20 protein-coding genes and 1 pseudogene are annotated in these 23,094 nt (G+C 52.0%); 7 read left to right on the forward strand and 14 right to left on the reverse strand.

The annotated features are described in order from the left end of the window. The first annotated feature begins 35 nt into the window (after positions 1-35). Positions 36-479 (forward strand): DUF4920 domain-containing protein, encoded by a 444-nt coding sequence (locus IE117_RS04715; protein ID WP_189563164.1) that lies wholly within the window; start codon positions 36-38, stop codon positions 477-479. Positions 480-498: 19 nt separating this feature from the next. On the opposite strand, the gene IE117_RS04720 is transcribed toward IE117_RS04715, so the two are convergent. After that, on the reverse strand, positions 499-1,560 hold the full coding sequence (locus tag IE117_RS04720) for a mechanosensitive ion channel family protein (RefSeq protein ID WP_189563165.1): 1,062 nt from the start codon (positions 1,558-1,560) through the stop codon (positions 499-501). Between the two features lie 183 nt (positions 1,561-1,743). On the opposite strand from IE117_RS04720, the gene IE117_RS04725 reads away from it, so the two are divergent. Then, entirely contained in the window at positions 1,744-2,652 is a 909-nt protein-coding gene (locus IE117_RS04725; protein ID WP_189563166.1) for an alpha/beta hydrolase, read from the forward strand. Positions 2,653-2,738: 86 nt separating this feature from the next. Here IE117_RS04725 and IE117_RS04730 read toward each other — a convergent pair whose 3' ends face one another. Beyond that, a complete protein-coding gene (locus IE117_RS04730; protein WP_189563167.1) occupies positions 2,739-3,596 on the reverse strand; it encodes an SDR family oxidoreductase in 858 nt (285 codons plus the stop codon). Positions 3,597-3,719: 123 nt separating this feature from the next. Between IE117_RS04730 and IE117_RS04735 the strand changes: the two genes are divergently transcribed. Further along, positions 3,720-5,054 carry a DEAD/DEAH box helicase gene (locus IE117_RS04735; protein ID WP_189564238.1) on the forward strand — a complete coding sequence of 445 codons (1,335 nt, stop codon included), beginning with the start codon at positions 3,720-3,722 and terminating at the stop codon, positions 5,052-5,054. Here the strand turns inward: IE117_RS04735 and nagA are convergent. The 4 genes from nagA to IE117_RS04755 form a co-directional block, all read right to left on the reverse strand. Next, positions 5,026-6,201, reverse strand: coding sequence for an N-acetylglucosamine-6-phosphate deacetylase (gene nagA, locus IE117_RS04740; RefSeq protein WP_189563168.1), 1,176 nt, complete (start codon positions 6,199-6,201; stop codon positions 5,026-5,028). The two genes, IE117_RS04735 and nagA, sit on opposite strands and share 29 nt — an antisense overlap. Beyond that, positions 6,159-6,929: a shikimate dehydrogenase family protein gene (locus IE117_RS04745; protein WP_189563169.1), complete on the reverse strand. Its 771-nt coding sequence runs from the start codon at positions 6,927-6,929 to the stop codon at positions 6,159-6,161. The genes nagA and IE117_RS04745 overlap by 43 nt, the downstream gene beginning before the upstream one ends. 154 nt (positions 6,930-7,083) lie before the next feature. Continuing rightward, positions 7,084-7,737 carry a DedA family protein gene (locus IE117_RS04750; protein WP_189563170.1) on the reverse strand — a complete coding sequence of 218 codons (654 nt, stop codon included), beginning with the start codon at positions 7,735-7,737 and terminating at the stop codon, positions 7,084-7,086. Next, on the reverse strand, positions 7,725-8,510 hold the full coding sequence (locus tag IE117_RS04755; RefSeq protein WP_189563171.1) for a phosphosulfolactate synthase: 786 nt from the start codon (positions 8,508-8,510) through the stop codon (positions 7,725-7,727). The genes IE117_RS04750 and IE117_RS04755 overlap by 13 nt, the downstream gene beginning before the upstream one ends. 189 nt (positions 8,511-8,699) lie before the next feature. Between IE117_RS04755 and IE117_RS04760 the strand changes: the two genes are divergently transcribed. Next, positions 8,700-9,155, forward strand: coding sequence for a PaaI family thioesterase (locus IE117_RS04760; RefSeq protein WP_189563172.1), 456 nt, complete (start codon positions 8,700-8,702; stop codon positions 9,153-9,155). 217 nt (positions 9,156-9,372) lie between these two features. Here the strand turns inward: IE117_RS04760 and IE117_RS04765 are convergent, their stop codons facing one another. The 5 genes from IE117_RS04765 to IE117_RS04785 all read right to left on the reverse strand — a co-directional run bounded on the left by IE117_RS04765 (position 9,373) and on the right by IE117_RS04785 (position 16,772). Further along, the gene (locus tag IE117_RS04765; protein WP_229580337.1) at positions 9,373-9,645 is read right to left on the reverse strand and encodes a hypothetical protein; all 273 of its coding nucleotides are present in this window, start codon (positions 9,643-9,645) and stop codon (positions 9,373-9,375) included. Between the two features lie 162 nt (positions 9,646-9,807). Beyond that, positions 9,808-11,244, reverse strand: coding sequence for a RagB/SusD family nutrient uptake outer membrane protein (locus IE117_RS04770; RefSeq protein WP_189563174.1), 1,437 nt, complete (start codon positions 11,242-11,244; stop codon positions 9,808-9,810). 50 nt (positions 11,245-11,294) lie between these two features. Next, the gene (locus tag IE117_RS04775) at positions 11,295-14,777 is read right to left on the reverse strand and encodes a TonB-dependent receptor (protein ID WP_189563175.1); all 3,483 of its coding nucleotides are present in this window, start codon (positions 14,775-14,777) and stop codon (positions 11,295-11,297) included. A gap of 213 nt (positions 14,778-14,990) precedes the next feature. Further along, positions 14,991-16,070 (reverse strand): FecR family protein, encoded by a 1,080-nt coding sequence (locus IE117_RS04780; RefSeq protein WP_189563176.1) that lies wholly within the window; start codon positions 16,068-16,070, stop codon positions 14,991-14,993. Between the two features lie 57 nt (positions 16,071-16,127). Beyond that, entirely contained in the window at positions 16,128-16,772 is a 645-nt protein-coding gene (locus IE117_RS04785; RefSeq protein WP_189563177.1) for an RNA polymerase sigma factor, read from the reverse strand. Positions 16,773-16,900: 128 nt separating this feature from the next. Between IE117_RS04785 and IE117_RS04790 the strand changes: the two genes are divergently transcribed. Continuing rightward, on the forward strand, positions 16,901-17,500 hold the full coding sequence (locus tag IE117_RS04790) for a pseudouridine synthase (RefSeq protein ID WP_189563178.1): 600 nt from the start codon (positions 16,901-16,903) through the stop codon (positions 17,498-17,500). 54 nt (positions 17,501-17,554) lie between these two features. Here the strand turns inward: IE117_RS04790 and IE117_RS26515 are convergent, their stop codons facing one another. The 3 genes and pseudogenes from IE117_RS26515 to IE117_RS04805 form a co-directional block, all read right to left on the reverse strand. After that, entirely contained in the window at positions 17,555-17,875 is a 321-nt protein-coding gene (locus tag IE117_RS26515; protein ID WP_374757960.1) for a T9SS type A sorting domain-containing protein, read from the reverse strand. 153 nt (positions 17,876-18,028) lie between these two features. After that, positions 18,029-19,611: pseudogene (locus IE117_RS26520) on the reverse strand (Ig-like domain-containing protein); the annotation flags it as partial. 446 nt (positions 19,612-20,057) lie between these two features. Next, the gene (locus IE117_RS04805; RefSeq protein WP_189563181.1) at positions 20,058-20,813 is read right to left on the reverse strand and encodes a creatininase family protein; all 756 of its coding nucleotides are present in this window, start codon (positions 20,811-20,813) and stop codon (positions 20,058-20,060) included. A 271-nt stretch (positions 20,814-21,084) separates the two neighbouring features. Between IE117_RS04805 and IE117_RS04810 the strand changes: the two genes are divergently transcribed. Next, positions 21,085-22,431, forward strand: coding sequence for a neutral/alkaline non-lysosomal ceramidase N-terminal domain-containing protein (locus IE117_RS04810; RefSeq protein ID WP_189563182.1), 1,347 nt, complete (start codon positions 21,085-21,087; stop codon positions 22,429-22,431). A 116-nt stretch (positions 22,432-22,547) separates the two neighbouring features. Continuing rightward, a complete protein-coding gene (locus IE117_RS04815) occupies positions 22,548-23,093 on the forward strand; it encodes an acyl-CoA thioesterase (protein WP_229580342.1) in 546 nt (181 codons plus the stop codon). Position 23,094: the final 1 nt, after the last annotated feature.

Raw genomic sequence — 23,094 nt, forward strand, 5'->3', positions numbered from 1 at the left:
ACATTTGTTAAAACATTGACTAAAAAATAGAAACCATGAAGAACTTGATCGCATTGCTTCTTTGTCTTACCCTCGCTTTTCAAGCGCAAGCTCAGGAGAATTTCGGAAAAAAAATCAACGAGAAATCGGCTATCGAAGCCAGCCAGTTACCCGCCAAAATGGGGGATAAGGAAAGCATGAATACCAAGGTAACGGGTACCGTGGAGTCCGTCTGCCAGGCCAAGGGCTGCTGGATGAAAGTTAAAATGGACAACGGCGAAACCATGCGCGTGACCTTTAAAGATTACGGTTTTTTTGTTCCAAAGGACATCGCAGGCAAGACGGTAGTTGTGGAAGGCTTGGCGCAGAAGAAAACTACCCCCGTCTCGGAGCTTCGTCACTACGCTGAGGATGCTGGAAAAAGTAAGGCAGAAATTGCCGCAATTACCGATTCCAAGAATGAACTGGCTTTCGTGGCCGACGGCGTGATTGTAAAGTAAGGACGATACCTGCGGTCAATCAGCGGCGCTCATTTTTGGATGCTTTCTCTTGATCCGCCGCATTTGACACATCGCTCCTGGATTCATTGTCTTCTTTCCTGGCTTTTAGTTGTGCTTTCCAACGGGGCTGTGTCGATCCTTCTTTGGGAGCGGGCCAGCCTTCGCGTTGTTTGCTGCGGTTGCCTTCGGTGGCTTCAGTTTGATCGTGAAAGAGGTGTACTTCCGTATTGTAAGGCATATCAATACGGGCTTCATCCAGGGCGTCTTTAATCGCTTTAATTACTTTGGCCCGGGTGTGTACCACATCGGCCCGGCGGCTGTGGGTCCACCAGCGCACCCGGATGCTGACCCAGCTGGCGGCCAAATCCCAGGGGAAAGCCTCCACACCGGGGTCGGTTTCCACTTCGGGAATAGCGTCCACAGTCTTGCGGATTACTTCGCAGGCTTCCTCGATGCCATCTCCATAACCGATACCCACGTCGTACTCGCTGCGACGTTTTTCGTGCGCAGTTTTGACCAGTACGGAGTTGGTGTAAATATCACTGTTGGGAATCACCACACGCTGACCGTCATAGGTTTTGATGATCGTGGCGCGGGTTTCGATGCGCTCGACCGTTCCTTCGTAATCGTTGATCTCAATCTGGTCGCCATTCTCGAAGGGCTGACGAAACAGAATAAGCAAACCCGCCAGCCAGTTTTGCAGGATATCTTTGAAGGCAAAGCCAATCGCCACCGAACTTATGCCCAGCCCTGCAATCAGGTCGCCGGGCTTCAGGGATGGAATCACGATCGTAGCCCCCAGCAGAAAGCCCAGGATAATAATGATCCAGCGCACGAAACCCCCGAGCACGTCGCCAAGGTTATCGCGCTGTTTGCGGGAGGTACGCTGCCGGATGATTTTCCGGGCGAGATAACCCAGCCCGTAAAAAATAGCAATGACTACAATGGCAACTACAAGATTTGGCAAGAGGCGGATGAATCCGTCGATCCAGTTATCTACCCGTTCGATAGCCATTCCGAAATTCGTGTCGATCTGTTGGGGTAAATCTTTAATCGAAGAGGAGTCAGTCTGAAGAAGCATTGATGGAATGTTACGTGATGGGTATTGATTGGTGTGCGGTCAAACCTCTTGGAAGAGAAGCAATTCAGCATAAAAAGAATGTGCCGAAGAAATACAACCCGTCAGAAAAGGCCTTACCCGGATATGGTAGGCCGGGTAAGTACTCCCGGGTTCTGGCTTTTTGTAGAAAAACAATAGTGAAAAATGAAAAAACTGCTTTGCCTCGTGACAATGACCGCGCTATCGCTCGCCGCTTCGGCCCAAAATGAAACAATCATGCTGTGGCCTGCCGGAAAAATTCCCAACGCCATCCCCAACTCGGTAGAGGAACAAACGACCAACAATGGAATGCTCCGGATCAGCGGCGTGACCGTACCCACCCTGACTGCTTTTATTCCACCCAAGGACAAAGCTACCGGAGCCGCCGTAATGATCTGCCCCGGTGGCGGTTACTCCATCCTGGCTGCCGAACACGAGGGCTCAGATTTAGGCGAATGGTTCAAAGCACGCGGCATTGCAGCTTTCGTGTTGAAGTACCGGCTTCCCAATCCCGCCGCCATGACCAAGCAACACGAAGTGCCGCTTAAAGACGCTATGCAGGGGATGAAGCTTATCCGGCAAAATGCCACGAAGTACCACATTAAGTCCGACCAGATCGGCGTGATGGGATTCTCGGCCGGTGGCCATTTGGCTGCGACCTTATCTACGCACTTCGATCGGGGGGAGTACGCCAGCGAAGACGCCCGGCCTAATTATGCTATTTTGCTCTACCCGGTTATTACGTTCAGTAAAGAATACCAACACGGCGGTTCGCATAAAAATCTGCTTGGCGCGGATGACTCGGAAGAGCTGATGAACTACTATTCCAACGAGCTGATGGTTTCGCCAACTACCCCGCCGACCTTTATGGTACATGCCGGAGATGATAAATCAGTTCCCATTCAGAACAGCTTCGACTATTTCCTGGCACTGCGGGCATTGGGAATTCAGGCGGAACTTCATGCCTACCCCACGGGGGGGCATGGCTTTGGAATGCGCACCGCGGGCAAAGGCTCGGTAGACAACTGGCCCGCGGCCATGGAAGGCTGGCTGAAAAGCCGGGGGTATCAATAGCACGGGCGGCATCCGGCTTCCAGCCCGTTTTTCCTAACCAGGAAACGAGAGGCTGAAAGCCGGACGCCGCCCGCACCACGACAGGATCACGTATTCAGCACGTCGCCCCCGTTGGGATGAAGTACCTGCCCGGTGAAATAACTGGCATCTTCACTTGCCAGAAAAACGAACGATGTGGCCACTTCGCAGGGTTGACCGGGACGACCCAGCGGGGCATCCTTACCAAATGTTTTTACTTTTTCCGAATCAAAGGTGGAAGGAATGAGCGGCGTCCAGATAGGGCCCGGTGCCACGGCATTGACACGAATTCCCTTGTCGGCCAGATTGCCCGACAGGGAACGGGTGAACGCGACAATGGCGCCTTTGGTGGATGAGTAGTCGAGCAATCCCGCGCTGCCCCGGTAAGCGGTGACGGAAGTGGTGTTGACAATGGCATCTCCTTCTTTAAGATGCGGTAGGGCGGCCTGCACAAAATAAAACATTGAGAAGATGTTCGTAGCAAAAGTACCCTGGAGTTGCTCGGCTGAAATCTTGCCAATATCCTCTTTCGGATGCTGCTCGGCGGCATTATTGACCAGGATGTTCAATTTTCCAAACTCCTTGACAGCTTCGCCCACGGCTTTTCTGCAAAACTCCTCTTCCCGGATATTGCCCTTAATCAACAGGCATTTCCTGCCTTCTTGCTCCACCATTTTCTGGGTATCTTTGGCATCCTGGGTTTCGTCGAGATAAACGATGGCCACATGGGCACCCTCGCGGGCGAAGTGTACCGCCACTGAGCGACCTATTCCGCTATCGCCGCCCGTGATCAGCGCCACCTTTCCTTCCAGTTTGCCACTACCCCGGTAGCCGTCACGAATGACTACCGGTTCGGGATTCATTCTATACTCCTTGCCCGGCTGCTTTTCCTGAGTCTGTCCTTTGGTATCTATGTCGAAGTTCATGGGTTGGTATGGTTTGGTTTATAAACAGAGGAGCTGGAAAACTTTATGCCAACGACTGACGTTACGACGCACGGCTGGAACAGATTCATTGCTCCTGCCCTACCACTTCGCTACCTTTGCAGTATGACTTTTTACGACCTCAATTTATCCAAGCCGCTCCTCAATGCCCTCGACGATTTGGGCTTCACCGAGCCGACGGCCATTCAGGAGCAAGCTTTTTCGGCCATCATGTCGGGACGCGATGTCTGTGGTATCGCCCAAACGGGCACCGGAAAAACGCTGGCCTACCTACTACCCTTGCTGCGGCAGTGGAAATACGCCAAAGACCGCCTACCCCAGCAACTCATTCTGGTGCCGACCCGCGAACTCGTGGTGCAGGTTGTGGAAGCGATTCAACAGCTGACTGCCTATATGAGTGTCGAGGTGATCGGGGTATACGGCGGCGAGAACATCAAAACCCAGATGGCTCAGGTCAGCGAAGGTGCCGATGTCATTGTGGCCACACCAGGGCGGTTGATCGACCTGGTGATGAACCGCTCGCTGAAAACCAAGAATATCAAGAAACTGGTGATCGATGAGGTAGACGAAATGCTCAACCTGGGTTTTCGTTCGCAGCTGAACACGGTACTTGACCTGCTGACAACCAAGCGGCAAAACCTGCTTTTTTCGGCTACGATGACCGACGAGGTGGAATCGCTGATGGCCGTTCATTTTCATGATCCGTTACGTATCGAGTCTGCGCCCGCCGGGGCACCGCTGGCCAGTATTACGCAGGGCGCTTACGAGGTGCCGAACTTCCACACGAAGATCAATCTGCTGAAAATGCTGGTCACGAAGGATCTTGACATGACCAAAGTACTGGTGTTTGCCAGCACCAAAAAACTGGCCGACGAGATTTACGAAGCTATGGAAACCCGCTTTCCCGAACAGGTGGGCGTCATTCACTCCAACAAGGCGCAGAACAATCGCTTTGAAACGGTTCGGAAGTTTCAGGAAGGAGAAGACCTGATCCTGGTTGCGACCGACATCGTGGCGCGTGGACTCGACCTGACTGACGTGTCGCATGTCATCAATTTTGATATGCCCGATGAACCCGAAAACTACATCCACCGCATTGGCCGGACGGGCCGCGCTGATAAGGAAGGTACGGCTCTTAGCTTCGTGACCGAGGCTGAAAAGGAATATCAGGAAAAGATTGAGGAATTGATGGGTCAGCAGATTGCTATATTGCCGCTGCCGGAGGAACTGGAAATATCAGATGTACTGACCGAAGACGAAGAGCCGAAAGTCAAAATGAAAAATATTTTGGCCAAAGTACCAAAGCGCGACGACATCGGCCCGGCCTTTCATGAAAAGTTAGCCAAGAATCAGAAGGTCAATGTCCGGCGCGACATCGCCGCGGAGAAGATGCAGAAATACGGCAAACCTATTACGCGGGGGGCAAAGAAGCGGAAGTAGTCCAGATATCCACAATCTCCAACTCTGGCGTCAGGGCCACCACATCGGCTGCGTATCCCGGTTTGAGGTAGCCGATGCGGTCTTCCATTTTAAGCTGCCGGGCGGGATAGGCCGAGGCCATCCTGAACACTTCTTCCGGGGCGAGCCCAACTTTTTGGATACAATTCCGTACGGCATCCAGCAGCGTGATACACGATCCGGCCAGCAGCCCTTCGTCGTTGGTAAAGCGTTCGCCGTCGTAGTTGGTGACGAAGCCCTCGAACTCGAAGCGGGTACCTTGGTACTTGGCGAAGGTTGCATCTGAAATCAGGAAAAGCCGATCGCCCAGTAGTTTCTTGGCAATCCTGATCGCTCCAAAATCGCAGTGAAAACCATCGGCGATCAGGCTGACATGAACGTCGTGGCGGTCGAAAATAGTGCCAACTACCCCCAACTCGCGGCTTTCCATCGGCCGCATGGCGTTGTAGAGGTGCGTGGCGAGAGAGAATCCTTTGTCAAAAAAAGCGTTCATCTGCGCCGAACTGGCGTTGGTATGGCCGGCAGAGATGGCCCAATCGGTTGTTTTGAGCAAAGCCAGCAACTCGTCGTCGAAGCATTCGGGAGCGATGGTCATCACCTTGATGACGTCACCGCCTTTTTCGATAAGCTCCGTCAGCTCGGCCCGGCTGGGTGGCCGTACCATCGCTTCGCTGTGCGCGCCGCGTTTGGCCTGGCTGATGAACGGTCCTTCCACGTGCAATCCGGCGATGCCTGGTCCGCCTTCCTGCCAATAATTTTGTATCGCTTCGGCCGCCGCCAGAATCCTTGCCTTCGTGGTAGAGTAGACCGTCGGGACGATCGTCGTGGTACCATCCTGCAGGTGCGTTTCGCGCATATTCCGGAGCGACTCCACCGAGCCGTCGCGCGTGAGGAAACCACTGCTGCCGCCATACAGCTGAAAATCCACAAAGCCGGGTACCAGCCAGTTGCCATTCAGGTCGCGCGTCGGGATGTCTTCGGGTACTTCACCAGGTGAAAGTACCGCTTTGATTTTTCCCGATTCCAGCCACAGGGCATGGTCGGTCAGGACGCCTTCGCCCGTATATAAAGTAGCGTTGGTAAGAACTACCGATCCCAAAGGGTGGTCTCTTTTGTCCAGATGCTCCAAGATTTTTCAGCTTGTAATTGCAACATTTTCAATCCATTGTGAATAGCGGCCTTTTGTTTGGCTCCTTTTTGCAGGAAAGCCGTGTCCACCGGGTTATACACCAAATCGTATAGGAAATGATCGTGTGTAATGTACTGATAGGGGATAGGTGGGAAAGTTTCCACGGCAGGGTACATGCCCAGGGGGGTAGTGTTCACGATCAGACGGTGTTCAGCCATTACTTCTTCGGTCAAATCGTCGTAGCCAAATTCGCCTTCACCGGGTGTGCGGGAAACGAGTTGTGGAGTCGCGCTCAAATCTTCCAAAGCCGTAATCACTGCTTTACAGGAGCCGCCCGTTCCCAGCACCAGGGCTTTCATGCCGATAGGAGACTCGCCCCGTCGGTCGAGCCATTCGGCCACTGACTGCCGAAAGCCGTAGTAATCGGTATTGAAGCCCTTGGTGGAGCCATCGGCGTAGATTTTGATCGTATTGACTGCCCCAATTCGCTTGGCAGAAGCGTCGTCCAGGCCATCCAGGAAGGGGATGACTTTTTGTTTGTAGGGAATCGTCACGTTCAGGCCGCGCAGGTTGGCATTGGTCAACAGGGCAGGTAGTTCGTCGATCGTTTTCAATTCAAACAAGTCGTAGCGGCTCCCCTTGATATTCTCACGCTCAAATTTCTCAGCAAAATATTTTTTTGAAAAAGAGTGGGTAAGCGGATAGCCAATAAGTCCGTATTGATTCATAGTTTTAAGTGGTGTTACAGGTGGCATGACCGAATTAGGCGCTAAAAAGTTCAACCTAACGAACCACAAGGTATTTTCTTACGATCATTTTAATACCAAAAACCCCGTCCTGTGCGGAATCGGGGTTTTTGTGGTGTGATCTTTCTTAAAGAATTCAGGCTGTTTTCGGCGTAAGCAGCTTCGATTTGACAAAGCCCCACAGAATCGGGAGAATGGATAGTCCGATAATACCAAAAATGACCAGCTCAAAATTTTCTTTTACAAATGTAATATTGCCAAAAAAGTACCCCAGTAGAGTGAGCGTCGGTACCCACAACAGGGCCCCAGCGATACAATAGCCGATGTACTTGCCGTATTCCATGCTGCCTGCTCCGGCTACAAAGGGCGCCACCGTGCGGATAATGGGGATGAAACGGGCCATGATGACCGTTTTGCCGCCGTGCTTGGCGTAAAATGCCTCGGTGCGTTCCAGGTACTCGCGCTTGAGGAACAGCACGCGTTCGCGTTGTTTGATCTGAGTTCCCAGATATTTGCCCACAAAATAATTGACGTTGTCGCCTAACAGCGCGGCAATGATGAGGAGCAAGATGATGAGCCAGACATTCAGCGCTCCCGTGGAAGCAGCCAGGGCACCTGCGGCGAACAAAAGCGAGTCGCCGGGCAATAGCGGCATGAACACCAGTCCCGTTTCGGCAAACACGATCAGGAAAAGGATCAGGTAGGTGAGGGTGCCGTACTCCTCGATAATGTCAAAAAGGTGCTTGTCGAGATGCAGGAAGAAATCGACTACTTGGCTTATAATTTCCATTTCTTTTGGGTTTCTTGATCTAGAAAATGAGTGAACGTATCGCCCCGTAACCCCAGGCGGATGGTTTCAAGCGGAATAATGTCGTTAGAAGCGATATTGCCCAGATTAACATTGGCTCCCAGCAGTTTGACAAACCAAACCTGCTGGGCTTTTTGGGGAGCTTCCCAAAGGATTTTTTCATTGGGAATTTCGGTCAGGATTTCTTCAACCAGTCCCTGGCGCACTTCACCACTCGCCCGGAACAGACCGACGTTCCCGGCTTCCCGCGCCTCACCGATTACCTTCCAGGCTCCGGCTTCGAGTTCGGCCCGCATGAGCCGAATCCACTTGTAGGGCGGAATGATTTTCTCCTCGTCTTTCGAACCAACCTCCGACAGCACCGTCACTTGCTTGGCCAGGGTGCGAATGTACTCGCACTTTTCATCGGCGGGCATCTCGACGGAGCCGTCCGACACCTCGGCATACTGCAACTTGTATTTGTCGATCAGTCGGCGAAAATCTTCGAACTGATTGCGGACCACAAAGGCTTCAAAGAGTGTCCCGCCAAAATAAAACGGTACATTGGCCGAACGATAGACATCCAGTTTTTTATCGAGGTCGGGTGTCACGAAAGAAGTGGCCCAGCCTAGCTTTACAATGTCAATGTGGGTGTGGGAAACGGAAAGCATGTCTTCCACCTCCCTTACGCTCAGTCCTTTATCCATCACCATTGTGATGCCGTTTTGGCGTGGTTTGGCGGTGCGATCGGGAATTTGCGACAGGTCGTAGTTCATAGATTTGAGGGAAGGTTCCATTCAGTCAGGCCAACGGCCCTGGAAAATCGCCCAAAGGTAAGAATATCCTTTTAGACCTCCGTAATAAAATACACGATTTATGCACTTTTAAGGCCAATATTCTACGATTATTCCTATTTTTGGTCGATCTAACTCCAAAGTTAAAGTACTCTTTACACCCGTTTTTTCATGAATAGTACCTCAGAATCAAATCCCCGCCTTGATTTTTTTCGTGCCCGAATCGGCCAGAGCCTGAAAGACGGCCTCTCACCTCTGGGTCGTTGGCTGAGTGGTACCCTGCGGGCCGTTGACTACGGACAGATCAGTGTGGAATTTTCAGTGCGGGAAGATATGACCAACCCGATGGGCGTACTGCATGGTGGGGCTGCCGCCGCCATCATGGACGATGTAGTCGGGATGATGGTTTTCACGCTGGGCCGCGACTATGGCTACACTTCCGTGAACCTGAACTGCGATTTCCTGAGTGCTGCCCGGCTGGGCGATGTGCTTACGGCGAACGCCCGGGTAGTTCGCGCGGGACGGAACATCATTCACTGCGAGTGCCAAATCGTCAAATCCGAAGGGAAGATCGTTGCGAAGTGCGCGAGTAATTTGATTCAGACGGGAGTGAAGTTGCCGGAGTAGCACTCTGAATTTTTAGACAGTTGGGTTTTTGTAAACTTGTTCTATATAATCGCCAATCAGGGTACTTGCGGATAGGCAACGGCTCCCCCCTTTACTCAAATTAGACTCGAAGCCGGGAGTGAGCCAGAATCACACTGGCCTCTGTGTGGTGGCTCCACACAGTACACGGGTCTCTTTTTTCGACGGCCATGAACTTCATCTCATGAGTCTGATTCGGTTAGTCCATCGTTAGTGGCTGGCAATCAGTGACTTTCCCGCCAAGGTCCATGGCGATAGCGGCGTAGCCATCGGCGGCCCACTTCTTCACCCGGTTCCGGAAGGCCGCCTCTTCGCCGCCATGTGCCAGGACAATACCGGGAAATTTGCGGCCCGTCTTTTTTTCGGTTTGTAAATCGGGGTTAGAGTAGTTGGTAAAAAACCGTGTCGGCTTACCTTCACGAGGGACACTCTCGCAGGTCATTGATCTGGCTACCGAGGTTGAGTCGAGCAACGCTTTTAAATCCCAAAGTACCCCCGTCGTACCGAATTGCTGGGTGTCGATGGCGGCGGGGATTGAGGTCTGCGCCTGACTTTTGCCAAAAACCAGTATAAAAAAAGCCCCTTCCTACTATTGGAAGGGGCTTTTGAGTATTCTAAACACTTCAGGTACCTATCAGTACCCGGGATTCTGTTTGATTATTGACGGATTGATGTCAATCTGGCTCTGGGGCACGGGCCAAATAAGATTATTGGCCGTCAGGTTGGTTTTGATCCCGATCGCGGCTGCTTTGGCCTGCAAAACCGGTAGGGCCCGACCCGTGCGAACCAGATCGAACCAGCGATGGCCTTCAAAAGCCAGTTCGACCCGGCGCTCCTGCTCGATGGCCAGGCGCATATTAGCCTGACTGCTGATGGACAGATCGTTCAGGCCCGCCCGCTTTCTGATCCGGTTTACAAAGGGCAGGGCTTCACTTGTTTTTCCCGTTTCGTTGAGGGCCTCGGCGTACATCAGCAACACGTCGGCATAGCGCAGTACGGGCCAATTGTCGTCCGAGTCGCCATTAACCACGGGGGCGTCGAGGTACTTCTTCACAAAATAGTAGTCTACTCTGTTGCCCTGAGCATTCGTATAGCCCGTCGCCATCGAAATATTCTTACGCAAGTCGCCCGGTTCGTAGGCCTGCTCCATATCCGGGGTAGGTCGGTTATTGCCCCCACCGCCAAACTGAATCACGGCATTGCCCGAGTTTTCGGGAGCAAACGTGTTGCCGAATCCACTCCCTTCCCGGGGTACCAGGCCCTTTTTGTACTGAACATCAAAAATGGCTTCCTTGCTGTTTTTATTGGCTGGATTGAAAACGGCAGCATAGGTGGGCAGTAAGTCGTAAATCCCGCTATCAATCACCTCTTTCAAGACAGCGGCCGCTTCGGCATATTGCTTATTGGTAAGGTAGACCTTTCCTAATAGCGATTTGGCGGCTCCCCGCGTGGCCCGGCCTACATCCGTACCACTATAACTATCCGGAAGTACCTGCTGTGCCTCAGACAAGTCCTTGATAATCTGAGCATATACCTCGCTGGCCGGAGTACGACCGTACTCATAGCCTTCGGACGGATCGTCGATCTCTTTCAGAACCAGGGGGACATCACCAAACACCCGCACCAGGTTGAAGTACATCAAAGCCCGCAGGAATTTGGCTTCGCCCGTGATCCGCGCCTTCAGGGTTTCGTTCATCGCTACCGCTCCAATCCGGTCAATCACGGTGTTGGTGCGGTAGATTCCCCGGTAGCCGTCGTTCCAGCGAGCCAGTAAAACGGGGTTGGTAGTCCGGATATAGAACTTGTCGAATTCGTCCTGGTCCGTTACCGAGCCCGATAAAACCGGAGTGGTATTGTCCGAAGGAATCTCGCCCAGGATGTAGTAGTTGCCGTACTGCCCACCGGCCTGTAAGGTAGCATAGGCTCCATTGATGGCCGTAATCATATCGGCCTGGGTTTTGAAAAAAGTAGCCGTACTAGCCGAAGAAAGGGGCGCCAGGTCGAGGAATTTTTCTTTACAGCCCGTAAAGCTCAACGTGGCGATTATGGTTATTATGACTTTGCTTTTCATGTTGGTTTTATTTTAAAATAAAGAACGCGGGACTCTACCGCCGATCAAATTCAGAAAGAGAGGTTCAAACCTATGGTGTAGGTACGGGCCAAAGGATACGAGCCGTAGTCCACTCCGCCGGTCAGGGCGTTTTCGTAGCCGCTCACCTCGGGGTTATACCCTAAGTACTTCGTAAAGGTGAAGGCGTTTTGTACCCCCGCATAAACGCGGGCATTCTGGATTTTTAGCCGATCGGAAAGCGAACTTGGCAAGCGATAACCCAGGGTAATATTCCGGATTCGGAAATAACTCGCGCTTTCGATCCACCGACTGGAAATCGCGTTGTTGTTGCCGGTAGAGCGGGTATTGGCCCGGGGAACAATCCCGTTGCCCGGTTGCTCGGGCGACTGCCAGCGATCCAGAACGGTAGCTAACTGGTTCTGATTTCCTTCCAGGTTTTCGATAAATCGTCGACTCAGGTTCAGAATTTGTCCCCCCTGAACCCCCTGAGCCGATATGCTCAAATCAAATCCGCCGTAGGTTACGGTATTATTAATGCCATAAATAAAATCGGGCTGATTGTTCCCAATCAGGGTACGGTCATTGGCATTGATGACTCCGTCGTTGTTGACATCGGCAAACTTAACGTCGCCGGGGCGGGAGTCTGCGAAGTGGGGATAGGCGTCAAGCTCAGCCTGATCCCGGAACACGCCAATTTGCTGGTAGCCATAAAAATTTCCCAGCGGCTCTCCGAGCACGGTTATATTAGTCTCACCCACCCCCGATCCGCTCCGAATCGCATCTCCGGTGGGCCCCAGCGCCAGTACTGTGTTCCGGTTGAAAGAAAGGTTAAGATCCGTAGTCCAGGCCAGTGTTCCTACTGTGTTGCGGGTCGTGAGCCCGAACTCCATACCTTTATTTTCAACTCGGCCAATATTCTGATTCGCCGACGTGAATCCCGTCAGGCTGGGTACCTGGACGGACAGCAGCAGATCTGACGTAATACGGGAGTAGTAGTCAGCCAGGAAGAAAACCCGGTTTTTGAATAACCCCAATTCCATCCCGATATCCGTTTGCCGGCTTTTCTCCCAAGTCAGGTTGGGGTTACCGATCACATTGGTAGCCAAGCCATTGGCCAGGCCATTCCCGATCACGTAGTTGTCGATGCCCAACGTGCCGATGGAGCCGTAGTTGGCAAAAGCGTTATTGCCCGAAAGTCCAAAGCTGGCTTTCAGTTTCAGCTCCGAAATGGCCGCGACATTTTTCAGGAAGGGTTCTTCGCTGACCCGCCAGCCCACCGAGGCCGATGGAAAGACACCGTACCGCTGGTTGGCCCCGAAACGCGACGAGCCATCGCGCCGGATGGAGGCATTGAACAGGTACTTGTCGTTGAAAGTATACCCTACCCTCCCGAAATATGAAGCCAGCGACCATTGCTCTTTAAAAGAACTACCTCCCGATATCACGCCTGCATTGACGGTTCGGACAATATCATTGGGAAAATTATTGGCATCTACGCGGTTGTTTTCAAGAGTGTTCTGCTGAGCCTCTACCCCAATCAGCGCGGTGAACCGATGGGCGGTACCCAGGTCGAACGAATAGTCGAGTGTGTGGTTGGTAACCCAGTTGATGTTCTGGCTGGTGATGGACGACCCGGTGCTAACATTGGGCGGCAGGAGCTGGTTCAGCGGCATGGTCGAGGCCCGGTAGAGATTCTGGCGGAGATACGTGATATCCCCTCCTACGCTCCCGCGGTACTTCAGGGTTTTCCAGATGCCTACTTCGAGGTACGTATTGCCCAGGAGCCGTAGCGTATTGACATTATTGTCGGCTTCGGTAATATTGGCCACCGGGTTCGTGACGCCCGCCCAATCATAGGGAGCGGCAATGGAGGCCTGCGAATTGTAGGTTACGCCATCCGCCTGATAAATAGGGACAATGGGTACCTGGGACAAAGCGGCGTTGATCACCCCGTTGCTGGCCCAGTGGCCATCGGAATTAACCCTGCGTTCCTTGGTAAAGCTGGGGCTGATGCTCATGCCCACCTTGATGCGGGGGCTCACCTGGGCATCTACATTGGAACGGAACGTGTAGCGATCGATCCCGGACTGTTTGATGATCCCATCCTGCTTGAGGTAGTTTCCCGACACCATGTACTGTACCTTATCACTTCCTCCCGAAGCTGATAGCTGGTAGTTGCTGATGGGAGCGGTTCGGAAAATCAGGCTCTGGTAGTCGTAGCTCTGAATTCCCGCCGGATTATCGAAATCCAGTCCCGGAAACTCGCCACGGGGGTAGCGGTAACGCTGTCCGGCCGGCCGGGCGCTGTTGAGGTCCGAAACGGAGGCGCCGGGTACCCGTTCCAGGTAGGCGTTGTTATGCGCCGACTTGCTGAAATCCACAAACTGCTGAGCATTGAGCATATCCATGGTTTTGCTCACCTCCTGGATACCCGTGTAATAATCAAGATTGATCGTACTCTTGCCGGCTTTGCCGCGCTTGGTAGTGATCATCACCACGCCATTGGCGCCACGAGACCCGAAAATGGCCGTGGCCGAAGCATCTTTCAACACATCCACGGTTTCAATATCATTGGGGTTGATCAGGTTTAGCCCGCTGCCATTGACCAGATCGCCCGAATTCAACGGTTGGCCATCTACCACAATCAGTGGCCCGTTTCCGGCACTGATGGAACCTAATCCCCTGATTTTGATCGAGGGGCCGCTCCCCGGCGCACCCGAAGCCTGCTGTACCAGCACGCCCGGCATACGGCCAGCCATACCTTCGGCGATATTCGTTACAGGCATATCCTTGATTGCCTGCGTATTCAGGGAAGCGATGGAGCCGGTGACGTCTTTTTTACTCTGGGTACCGTACCCCACCACTACCACTTCACTCAGGGCTTTGGTGTTGACTTTCAGCGACACATTGAGTCTCGTATTATTGCCTACTGCCATCTCCATGGTTTCGTAGCCTACGAAACTGAACACCAACACTGCGCTAGGATCAGGGACAGATAAGGTGTATTCGCCATTGCTATCGGTCGAAGTACCCCTTTGGGTGCCTTTCACCAACACATTGACTCCCGGCAATTCCGAGCCATTTTCGTCAGTCACCTTTCCCGATACGGTGACATCTATCGGAACCGACAACGGATTCATTCGTCCCCGCATTTCCAGCAGACTTTGGGCTTGTTGGCGTTTGAGGATAATATACTTGCCCGACACATCGTAGCTAAGCCGCAATGGATTAAGGACTTTGTCCAGAACCTGAGCCAGCGGCTCGTTACGAACTGTCAGGTTTACTTTGTTGGCATTCTGAAGCAGGGTGGGATCGTAGCTGAACTTTATTTCGGCAGATTTTCCAATTCTGCTGAGGGCAGTGCGTATGTCCTGATTGACGATCGTGATCGAAACCGGGCGGGCGAGTAGCTCTTGGGCGTTAGTTTCCTCCGCCAGACTGACCCCGAAGGTCAGCATCACAATAAACAGGTGAAAGCAGGAGAATTTAACCATAGCCGCGATTATTTTTACGGATAATCGAAGTTTTTGCATAGTTTTAATGGTTTTGTAGGTTTAAAATAGGAAATCGGCAAAACACTTCCCACGGCCTTGCCGGGCCGTTTGGGAGCAGTTTCCGGTCGGCGGTGTTCCTGCACCGCCGGCCTTTTCGTCAAGATGTATTCATTTGGTAAAAAAGGTAAAATCGTTAGAGGGTACACTCGGGTTACCATGCTGATCGGATTTTCATTACAGCTCAATGGTGCGCTAAGAATTCCCCTTTTCCACAATCACCTTCGCGTCCACAATCTGATAGGAAAGTCCCAGCGTTTTGCAGATCACATCCAGCTTTTCGTACAGCGTTTCGTCTTCCATGCTCACCGTGAGCGAGCGGTGAGTGGTCAGGTCGGAGTCGGCCACGATCTCTACGCCATAAGCTTTTTCCAAAACGGCAAAAACCTCGCGCAGAGGCGTGCTGTTAAAATCGAACGAGGGTTTTTGGTTATCCGGAGCTAACAGCGCGGGCGTAGGTACCAGCGTTTTGTTGAGTTGAGCATGTTTGCGCTGGAACACGGCCTGTTGGTTGGGGGTGAGGACTACACCCGTGCGCTGGGCTTTGGTAGATTCTTCCTCAAAATCCTTTGTGCTGAAAACCGACACCCGGCCTGCCGTTACGGCCACCGTTACCTCGGGCGCATCGGCGTATGCCGCCACGCGAAAGCTCGTGCCAAGTACTTTGGTGACGGTTTCGTTGGCATATACCAGGAAAGGTCTGAGGGGATTTTTCTTTATTTCAAAGAATGCTTCGCCGCTTAGCTGCACGGCGCGTTGTTCCGCAGCAAATTGTATCGGGTACGTCAGACGGCTGTCTTTGCCCAGGTGCACCACGCTGCCGTCGCTAAGATGAACGATCAGGGTCCTGTCCGTACGATTGACTTCCTCCAAAAGGCCACTATCGCTGATCTTTGTCGTAGAAAGTGTACTTGAATTAGTCGATTTTTCCAATTGCCACCACCACACCGACGCACCAATAACCAATGCTACCGATGCGGCTATCCTCCATTGAAGCAGGAACTGCCAATGGGTTTTTATTTTGGGTTGAGTGCGTTGCTGAATATTTTGCCAGATAGTGTGGGCAAATTCTGTATCGGGAGGAGCGGCCTGGGTAGCTTTCAACTCCAAAACAAGAGTTCTGGCCGACAGGATTTTGTCGGTCTGATGGGGGTGGGCAGCCAGATAATTTTTCCAGAAAAGCGAGTATTCCGAATCTGGCGTCAATACCCAGTCCTGGAAGGTTTCGTGGAAGGCAAAATCTTCTATGTCAAAATCCGAGAAATCGCCGAACATTGGAGCTTGCAGTTGGTTGTCAAACCCTAGTGTAAAAAGTGCCCCTTTTTAATCCATTTATTTAAAATAATCTTTAAAAAAAGCAAAAAATGGCATAAAGAACGGAATCCAGACAGAAAGCTGCATTCGCTCGCGCAGGTTTTTTAGGGCAGTGTAAATAAATTTGCAGGCCGACTGGTAGTTGACGCCCATGACTTGAGCCACTTCCTCGTTGCTGAGTTCTTGAAAATAACGCAGGTAGATTGCCTCCCGCTGCCGCTTAGGAAGATGGCCCAACGCGTCGCTTAGCTGTTTGGAATGATGTTGTGAAGTTTCCTGTAAGAGCACTGTACTCTCAGCGTTGTCATGCAAAACAGGATAGTGAATTTCATCCAAAGTTTCAGAACGGTCGGCCTTCAACTGCCGGACGATCTTATAACGGAGCGATTTGAGCAGGTAATGCCTGATGGAATTTGCCTGGGCGACGCTGGCACGGCTTTCCCAAAGTTCCACGAAAAGGTCTTGCACGCAATCCTGAATTACGTTTCGGTTGCTGGTAATCGTATAGCCGTAGCCGATAAGTTGTTGTATATTAGTCTTGTACAAAAAGTCAAAGGCTGCACGGTCCCCCGCCTTAAAGTCCTTCCAAAGGTCTTGCCCCTCAGGCCAGATAGTTTCTGAGGAAGCTTGAAGGGACAAATCAGGGTTTGGTAGTAGTTCCATAGCCAAATAGAAAATAGCAATCGGACTAAAACTGGAAAAAGTTAGTGTGTCTTGGGCGCGCTTATGGCTTTAAAAATAAGGAACAGTTGAATTCTACTCCCAGTCTTCCATGACCCATCCACTTTCTCATGCATCAATACTTTCTCCTCAACAAGCCCTACGACATGCTCTCTCAGTTCATCGGTGGTCAGGGCCGAATGCTGGGAGAGCTCGACTATGACTTTCCAGAAGGTACGCATCCCATCGGGCGGCTCGACAACCATTCCGAAGGTTTGCTTATTCTGACAACCAATAAGAAAGTGACGAAGCTGCTCTTCCAGAGCAAAGTGCCGCATCGCCGTACCTATCTCGTTCGGGTCTACCGGGAGGTAAGTGCTGAGACGCTGGGAAAACTCCGCACGGGCGTAACCATCCGCATCAAGGGAAACGTTGATTACGTGACGACGCCCTGCGAAGTAGAATTGGTTAAAGAACCCGAAAACCTATTTCCCGGCGGCTACCAGTATCACGAGGGCATCCCGCATTCTTGGCTGCGCATCACCCTGACGGAAGGCAAGTACCACCAGATCAGGAAAATGACGCGGGTTGTGGGACATCCCTGCCAGCGGTTGATTCGGACAAGCATTGAGGGGCTTGAACTCGGTAGTCTGCTGCCGGGAGAGATGAAGGAAATAGAGGAAGAGGCATTTTTCGAGAAGTTGGGGATTGCTTATAGCGGTAGCCAATAACTAAAAAAGGGCTGGATTTATCCAGCCCTTTTTTAAGGTACTTATAAAAAGACACTACTGCTTGCTCACCCGTATAACACCCTGACGGTTTTGTCCGTCGGTGGCGCGAATCAGGTAAGTGCCGCTGGGTTGGGCTGTCAAGTCGAACTTCACTTCATTCAGCCCTTCCAGCAATTGCTCGCTGCGCTGCTGCACGGGGCGGCCCGCCAGGTCAAGCACCTGCATCTGGGCAGGGCCGGTGATGCGGCTTATGACCTCCACCGTCAGAACACCCTGCGTGGGGTTGGGGTAACCTTTCACCGACAGCTCGAAAGGAGAAGCCAGCGCCGTTTCCTCTACGCCGATGCGGGCGTTGCCCGAGCCACACGCGCCCATTGTGGCTCCCAGTTTAAGATAGCGTTCGGCTATTTTCTCCGAGACGCACTGGGTCACGCCATAGTAGCAGATCGTGTAGTATTTGTTTTGCGGGCCGCAGCGCTCCACGGGCGTCCCCCCAGCGTTCCAGGAAATGTTGCCGTTGTCAGTAAGTGTGCCAACGGCTGCCACCAAGTTATCGGTTCCTGCATTCGTGCCTGTGTAGCAGAAAGTAGCCAATCCGTTGGCCGCCGTATTGGCAAATCCTGAATTCGAAGCGTTAGGCCCTGAGATGGTGAAGTCCACCCGGACGCCGCTCACAGGGTTACCATTCTGGTCTTTCACCAGGGCAGTAACGCATTTCTCGGTACCCACGGTTGCTGTTGAGGTCTTGGGGTTGAGAACCAGACTGCTGACCGTGGCTATGGGAGCGAAGGAAGCCCCGCCCAAGTAGCCATAAGAATCAACATTATTGAATCCGTACACGGTAATTCCGAAGGGTAGGCCACTACCCGTCAGATTATGGGTGCCTATGGACACGGGGATTGCCGCTCCCGAAAAGCCCGTAGAGCCGATAGCCGTGAAACTGCCCGCCGGAATGGTTATGCCATCCAGTTTGATGGTTCCGACCGCTGCATTGGGAGCTAAAACGTTGACGTAGTTATTCACAAAGCCGGAAGAAGGGGTAGTGACGGTGTAGCCGCCTAGGAATTGCTCGTAGGGCGGAATAAGCAACATGAAGGGATCGGCATTCACATTGTCAAAATTCTGACCGTTAGAGTACTGAGCGACCAGAATCGGCTGGCTGGCCACAATATTGATTGGATTCGTGTAAATTTTTTCAAAAAACTGTCCCCGGTTCAGCGTAGTTTCATTCACCCCATTGACCGTAATGGTGGTGTTATCGGCACTAGCCAGAAAGCGGTAGGTGTCACCGTTGCGGGTTGCCAACGGAAACGAGATGAAGTTTTTGCCCAAGCCATCGGTGGGGGCATCTGCTCGACCAAGTGGTCGCAGAAAGTTACATTCGGTGGCACATTGGCACAGCGGGTCCCCGAGAACACCGCGATGGGTTTGCTGGAAGTAATGACCGACCCTGTGAAATCCTGAGCTGCATCACTGCGCAAATAAAAGGTCTGCCCCTCGTTGAGGATCACGCTGTGGGGAGTGTTGGCGGCATAGATGCCTGAACTCGCCTTCAGTGCAAAGTTTATCGAGGTACCATTTTGGGTAGCCACAATGCCAATCTGACTATCTAAGGCAGACCCCCCTATTCCTTCGTAACTCATAATCAGATACTCCTGCCCCAGGGCGTCGGTAGGCAGCCCCAGGTAAGCGTCTGTAGAGGCCGATCGAAGATTCATACCGTACACTGTAATCTCTTTGGATGCAGTGACACGGATACCCTTGTTGTCAACGGTTCCCGAACTGGCCAGTGTGGCGTTACTGGGCAACGTGATGGTGGTGATTGTGCCGGGGGTAGTAGTGAAGTTCTGGGTGAAGGACAGACCGGGAATGGTGACCGTTCCCGTGCCTGCTTCTTCTCCCGTAACGTAAAGAAAAAGATCCGAAGGACCTATATTTTCGTTGAAGCTCAACCAGAAATCAGTCCCCTTATTGTCTTTCAATTGGGCAAATGTCTGGTTGCTACGGACCAGAAAACAAATGAAGAGTAGCAGCAAAACGTGGGCGAAACGCAGTAGGCATTTCTGTGTTCCCGGCGCGGCAGGAACGGCAAGAGAGGTAAAAGTTCTCATACTTTAATGCGGACAAAGGGTGAATGGAAAGGACAATATTTTCTAAATCAAATGTATTGTCTTTGTGAATCTATTTTTAGCAAAACTTATCGAGTGGTAACTGGTATTTAAGCCTTATTTTTTTTAGTAACCAGGTAACTATATCACTAGGCTTTTTTTAAAATATGATGTTAGAAAATTATGCTTCTGTCTTATGAAGTATATAGGGAGACATCGGTAAAACTTATTTTTTTGTCACTTATTTTTTTCTTATAAAAAATACCATTTTTTTTTGGGGGGGATGCAAATGCCCAAGATTTACTGACACATACAGCAATTGTTTGAAGAGCCCAGTAGTCTTAAATTTAAAACGGCAGACTGGAAATTTCCAGTCTGCCGTTTTGGGCTCTGCATTTTTTAATAAAACGATCAAAAAGTAGTCGTTTGTCTGTCTGCCGAAAAGCCAACTACTCATACATCCCATCCGTTTTTGCCAACTCATAGAAAAAGCCTCCCAGTTTCTCGGTCAAATCTTTAAAGAATTGCTTTCCCTTAGCGGCAGTGGCTTTCTTCGGGTTGCCAATGCCAGTATCCGCCGTTACCTGCGACCATTTGCGTTCACTCCACGCCCAGCCTTCCCGAAAGGCGGTAACAGTATGCTGTTTGGCTACACCGTCGCCCGCCTCTTCCAGCGGAAGTACCAGGTCGGGGCGCAGGTGTAGCATCACGCTGGTTTCGAGTTCGTCGGCGTGGTCGCCTTTTTCCTCGAAGTAGTCATTCCGGTTCAGGATATTGAACCAAAAACAGAAACTCAGGTGCATCCGGGGGTACTTTACACCCAGCTCACGAAGCATCGGCTTGAAGTCATTGCCGCCGTGGCTGTTCAGCACGAGTAGTTTGCGGATGCCCTGCCGATCAAGTACCTCCACGACGTCGTTGAGCACGGCAAGTTGGGTACTTGGATGCATGTTGATATCCAGCAGGATGTCGGTCTGGCCGCTGTTGACACCGAATGGAACGGTGGGCAGAACGATAACTTTTGCGCCCCATTCCCACGCAATGCGGGCCGATTCGGCCGCAATGTGGTCGGCTTCGTATACATCAGTGCCGTAGGGAAGGTGGTAGTTATGGGCTTCGGTCGCGCCCCAGGGCAGGATAGCCAGCTCGAACTTTTCGTCCTGAATGGCTTTATAGTTGGTTTCGGCCAGGATGTATGGTTTCATAGGTATAGATCAGTCCGCCGTAGCGGTTTAAGGGGTTTGGGTTTAATCGACTGACGCGGACAATTTCCCCGCATTTTTTTATTTATTCAAATAATCCTCTCCCCTGAAAGGTTTGGGGTGTAAATTTGAGACAAATACAGCTACAAAGTACTACTCCTGGCAAACCCAACAGTCGAAGAACGTTCAGTGCTTTATGGCTTAGGTACTTTGAAACATTATCACGCGAATACTTAGGTACTTTGCGCCTTTGTCGCTTTGGAACTCAAAAAGAATGAAAACCTTCCTTAAAATCCTGGCCGGAGTGGTAGTGGCCCTACTCCTTTTTGTGGCAAGCGCCGTCACGACGATCGACTACACACCTTATCGCGACATGGATTACTACCGCGAGTGGAAGGAGAACATCGGCGCGGTGCGGATGTTGGCAGACACCGCCGGGCAGCCCTTGCGGGCGGGCTGGGCCAAAGCAAACATCACACCGCCACAGCCAGGTCCGATGGCGGGCTACGGCAACCGCTGGGGCAAACCCTACGAGAGCGTCCATGATTCGGTGTATGTAAGGGCTATTTTCCTGGATAACGGACTGACTCAGGCTGCAATCGTGGCGGCAGATCTGCTCATTATTCCGCCCACCGTTACCGAAGCCCTGAAAGAGCGGTTGCCGAGCGTGGGTCTCACATTCGGGCAGGTATTTCTGGGCGCAACCCACAGCCATAACAGCATTGGCGGCTGGGGCGACACCATCACGGGTGAACTCTTTGCGGGTGATTACGACCCGGCGGTCGTCGACCGCATCGCTGACGCCATGATTCGGGCGATTCAAATCGCCAAAGACAAACGTGAAACCGTAGAGGTGGGCTACATGCAAGTGCAGGACACCACGGACATCCGCAACCGGCTTACGGGCGAAAAGGCCACGATCGATCCCTGGGTGCGAAACCTGCTGATGCGCGGTGCTGGCGGACAAACGGCCCTGTTGAGTTCGTATGCCGCACACTCCACCACGCTGGACTCAAAAACGATGGCGCTTTCACGCGACTATGCCGGAGCGCTGGTAGATTCGTTGGAATCGGGGGAGTCTGATTTTGCCATGTTTCTGGCCGGGGCAGTGGGCAGTATGGGCCCCCGGGAGGTGGGCGAAACCGAATTTGGGCAAGTAGCTCACCAGGCCGATGGGGTGGAAGGGGCTATTCAATCGAAGATTGGGGAAATTGTTGCCCAGCCTGTCTATGTTCTTGAATCTTTTACGGTCATGCTGCCTTTACGGGAGCCGACACCACGGCTGAATACAACCTGGGCATTGCGTCCCTGGGTTTTTCGCTGGGCTTTTGGGGACTACCCTTCCTTTGTAAAAGCCCTGCGCGTGGGCAACGTGCTGATGGTGGGCTTACCCTGCGATTTTTCGGGTGAGTTGATGGCTGAACTGAGTAAGTACGCTACCGCCAGAGGTTTACAATTGATGGTGACCAGTTTTGATGGGGCGTACGCAGGATATATTACCGACGACCGCCACTTCGACAAAAATCTCTACGAAACCGTGACTATGAGCTGGTTCGGTCCTTACAACGGGGCCTACTTCTCGGAGGTAGTTCGGGATGTGGTGGATGTGATGAGTTTTTAAATTACGAAGCCAATAAGCCAATAAGCCAATAAGTTTTTGGCAATAAGTAGGTAAACAAGGCCAAACACCTAACTTCTCTCAACTCTCAACTCTCAACTCTCAACTCTCAACTTCCTTTGACTCCCCGAAAAGTTAGCCATTCCCGCACTACACTCACTGAGTTGATGATCCCGAGTTATGCCAACTTTGGGGGTAAAATTCACGGTGGTATCCTGCTGTCCCTCATGGATAAAGTCGCTTATGCCTGCGCGTCTCGCCACGCAGGAACGTACTGCGTCACGGTGACGGTGGACAACGTCAACTTTCTACAGGCCGTGGACGTTGGCGATCTGGTGTCGCTGCATGCCTCCGTCAATTTTGTCGGACGTACTTCCATGGTGGTGGGTATCAAGGTCATCGCCGAGAATGTGCATACGGGTTTGCAGAAACACACCAATACGTCCTACTTTACCATGGTAGCTAAGGATGAAGCCGGTAACCCTACACCGGTACCGCCTTTATTGCTGGAAACCCCTGAGGATGCCCGCCGCTTTCTGGAAGCCATCAAGCGGCGCGAGATAAAAGAAGAATCGAGTGATGCGTTCGATAATGAGAAAAACCGCATGACCCTGGAAAGTGACTTGGAAAAACTGAATAGTTACCGTTGCGTAGTGGGGTATTAGA

Source organism: Persicitalea jodogahamensis (assembly GCF_014651615.1).
GTDB classification, from domain to species: domain Bacteria; phylum Bacteroidota; class Bacteroidia; order Cytophagales; family Spirosomataceae; genus Persicitalea; species Persicitalea jodogahamensis.

Coding starts and splice junctions, on each gene's coding strand:
- IE117_RS04730 (WP_189563167.1), bottom strand. CDS start 3,596: ATGAACTTCGACATAGATACCAAAGGACAGACTCAGGAAAAGCAGCCG.
- IE117_RS04750 (WP_189563170.1), bottom strand. CDS start 7,737: ATGGAAATTATAAGCCAAGTAGTCGATTTCTTCCTGCATCTCGACAAG.
- IE117_RS04785 (WP_189563177.1), bottom strand. CDS start 16,772: ATGGAACTACTACCAAACCCTGATTTGTCCCTTCAAGCTTCCTCAGAA.
- IE117_RS04790 (WP_189563178.1), top strand. CDS start 16,901: ATGCATCAATACTTTCTCCTCAACAAGCCCTACGACATGCTCTCTCAG.
- IE117_RS04760 (WP_189563172.1), top strand. CDS start 8,700: ATGAATAGTACCTCAGAATCAAATCCCCGCCTTGATTTTTTTCGTGCC.
- IE117_RS04755 (WP_189563171.1), bottom strand. CDS start 8,510: ATGAACTACGACCTGTCGCAAATTCCCGATCGCACCGCCAAACCACGC.
- IE117_RS04775 (WP_189563175.1), bottom strand. CDS start 14,777: ATGCAAAAACTTCGATTATCCGTAAAAATAATCGCGGCTATGGTTAAA.
- IE117_RS04735 (WP_189564238.1), top strand. CDS start 3,720: ATGACTTTTTACGACCTCAATTTATCCAAGCCGCTCCTCAATGCCCTC.
- IE117_RS04725 (WP_189563166.1), top strand. CDS start 1,744: ATGAAAAAACTGCTTTGCCTCGTGACAATGACCGCGCTATCGCTCGCC.
- IE117_RS04805 (WP_189563181.1), bottom strand. CDS start 20,813: ATGAAACCATACATCCTGGCCGAAACCAACTATAAAGCCATTCAGGAC.
- IE117_RS04720 (WP_189563165.1), bottom strand. CDS start 1,560: ATGCTTCTTCAGACTGACTCCTCTTCGATTAAAGATTTACCCCAACAG.
- IE117_RS26515 (WP_374757960.1), bottom strand. CDS start 17,875: ATGGGCGCGTGTGGCTCGGGCAACGCCCGCATCGGCGTAGAGGAAACG.
- IE117_RS04715 (WP_189563164.1), top strand. CDS start 36: ATGAAGAACTTGATCGCATTGCTTCTTTGTCTTACCCTCGCTTTTCAA.
- IE117_RS04810 (WP_189563182.1), top strand. CDS start 21,085: ATGAAAACCTTCCTTAAAATCCTGGCCGGAGTGGTAGTGGCCCTACTC.
- IE117_RS04770 (WP_189563174.1), bottom strand. CDS start 11,244: ATGAAAAGCAAAGTCATAATAACCATAATCGCCACGTTGAGCTTTACG.
- IE117_RS04745 (WP_189563169.1), bottom strand. CDS start 6,929: ATGAATCAATACGGACTTATTGGCTATCCGCTTACCCACTCTTTTTCA.
- IE117_RS04780 (WP_189563176.1), bottom strand. CDS start 16,070: ATGTTCGGCGATTTCTCGGATTTTGACATAGAAGATTTTGCCTTCCAC.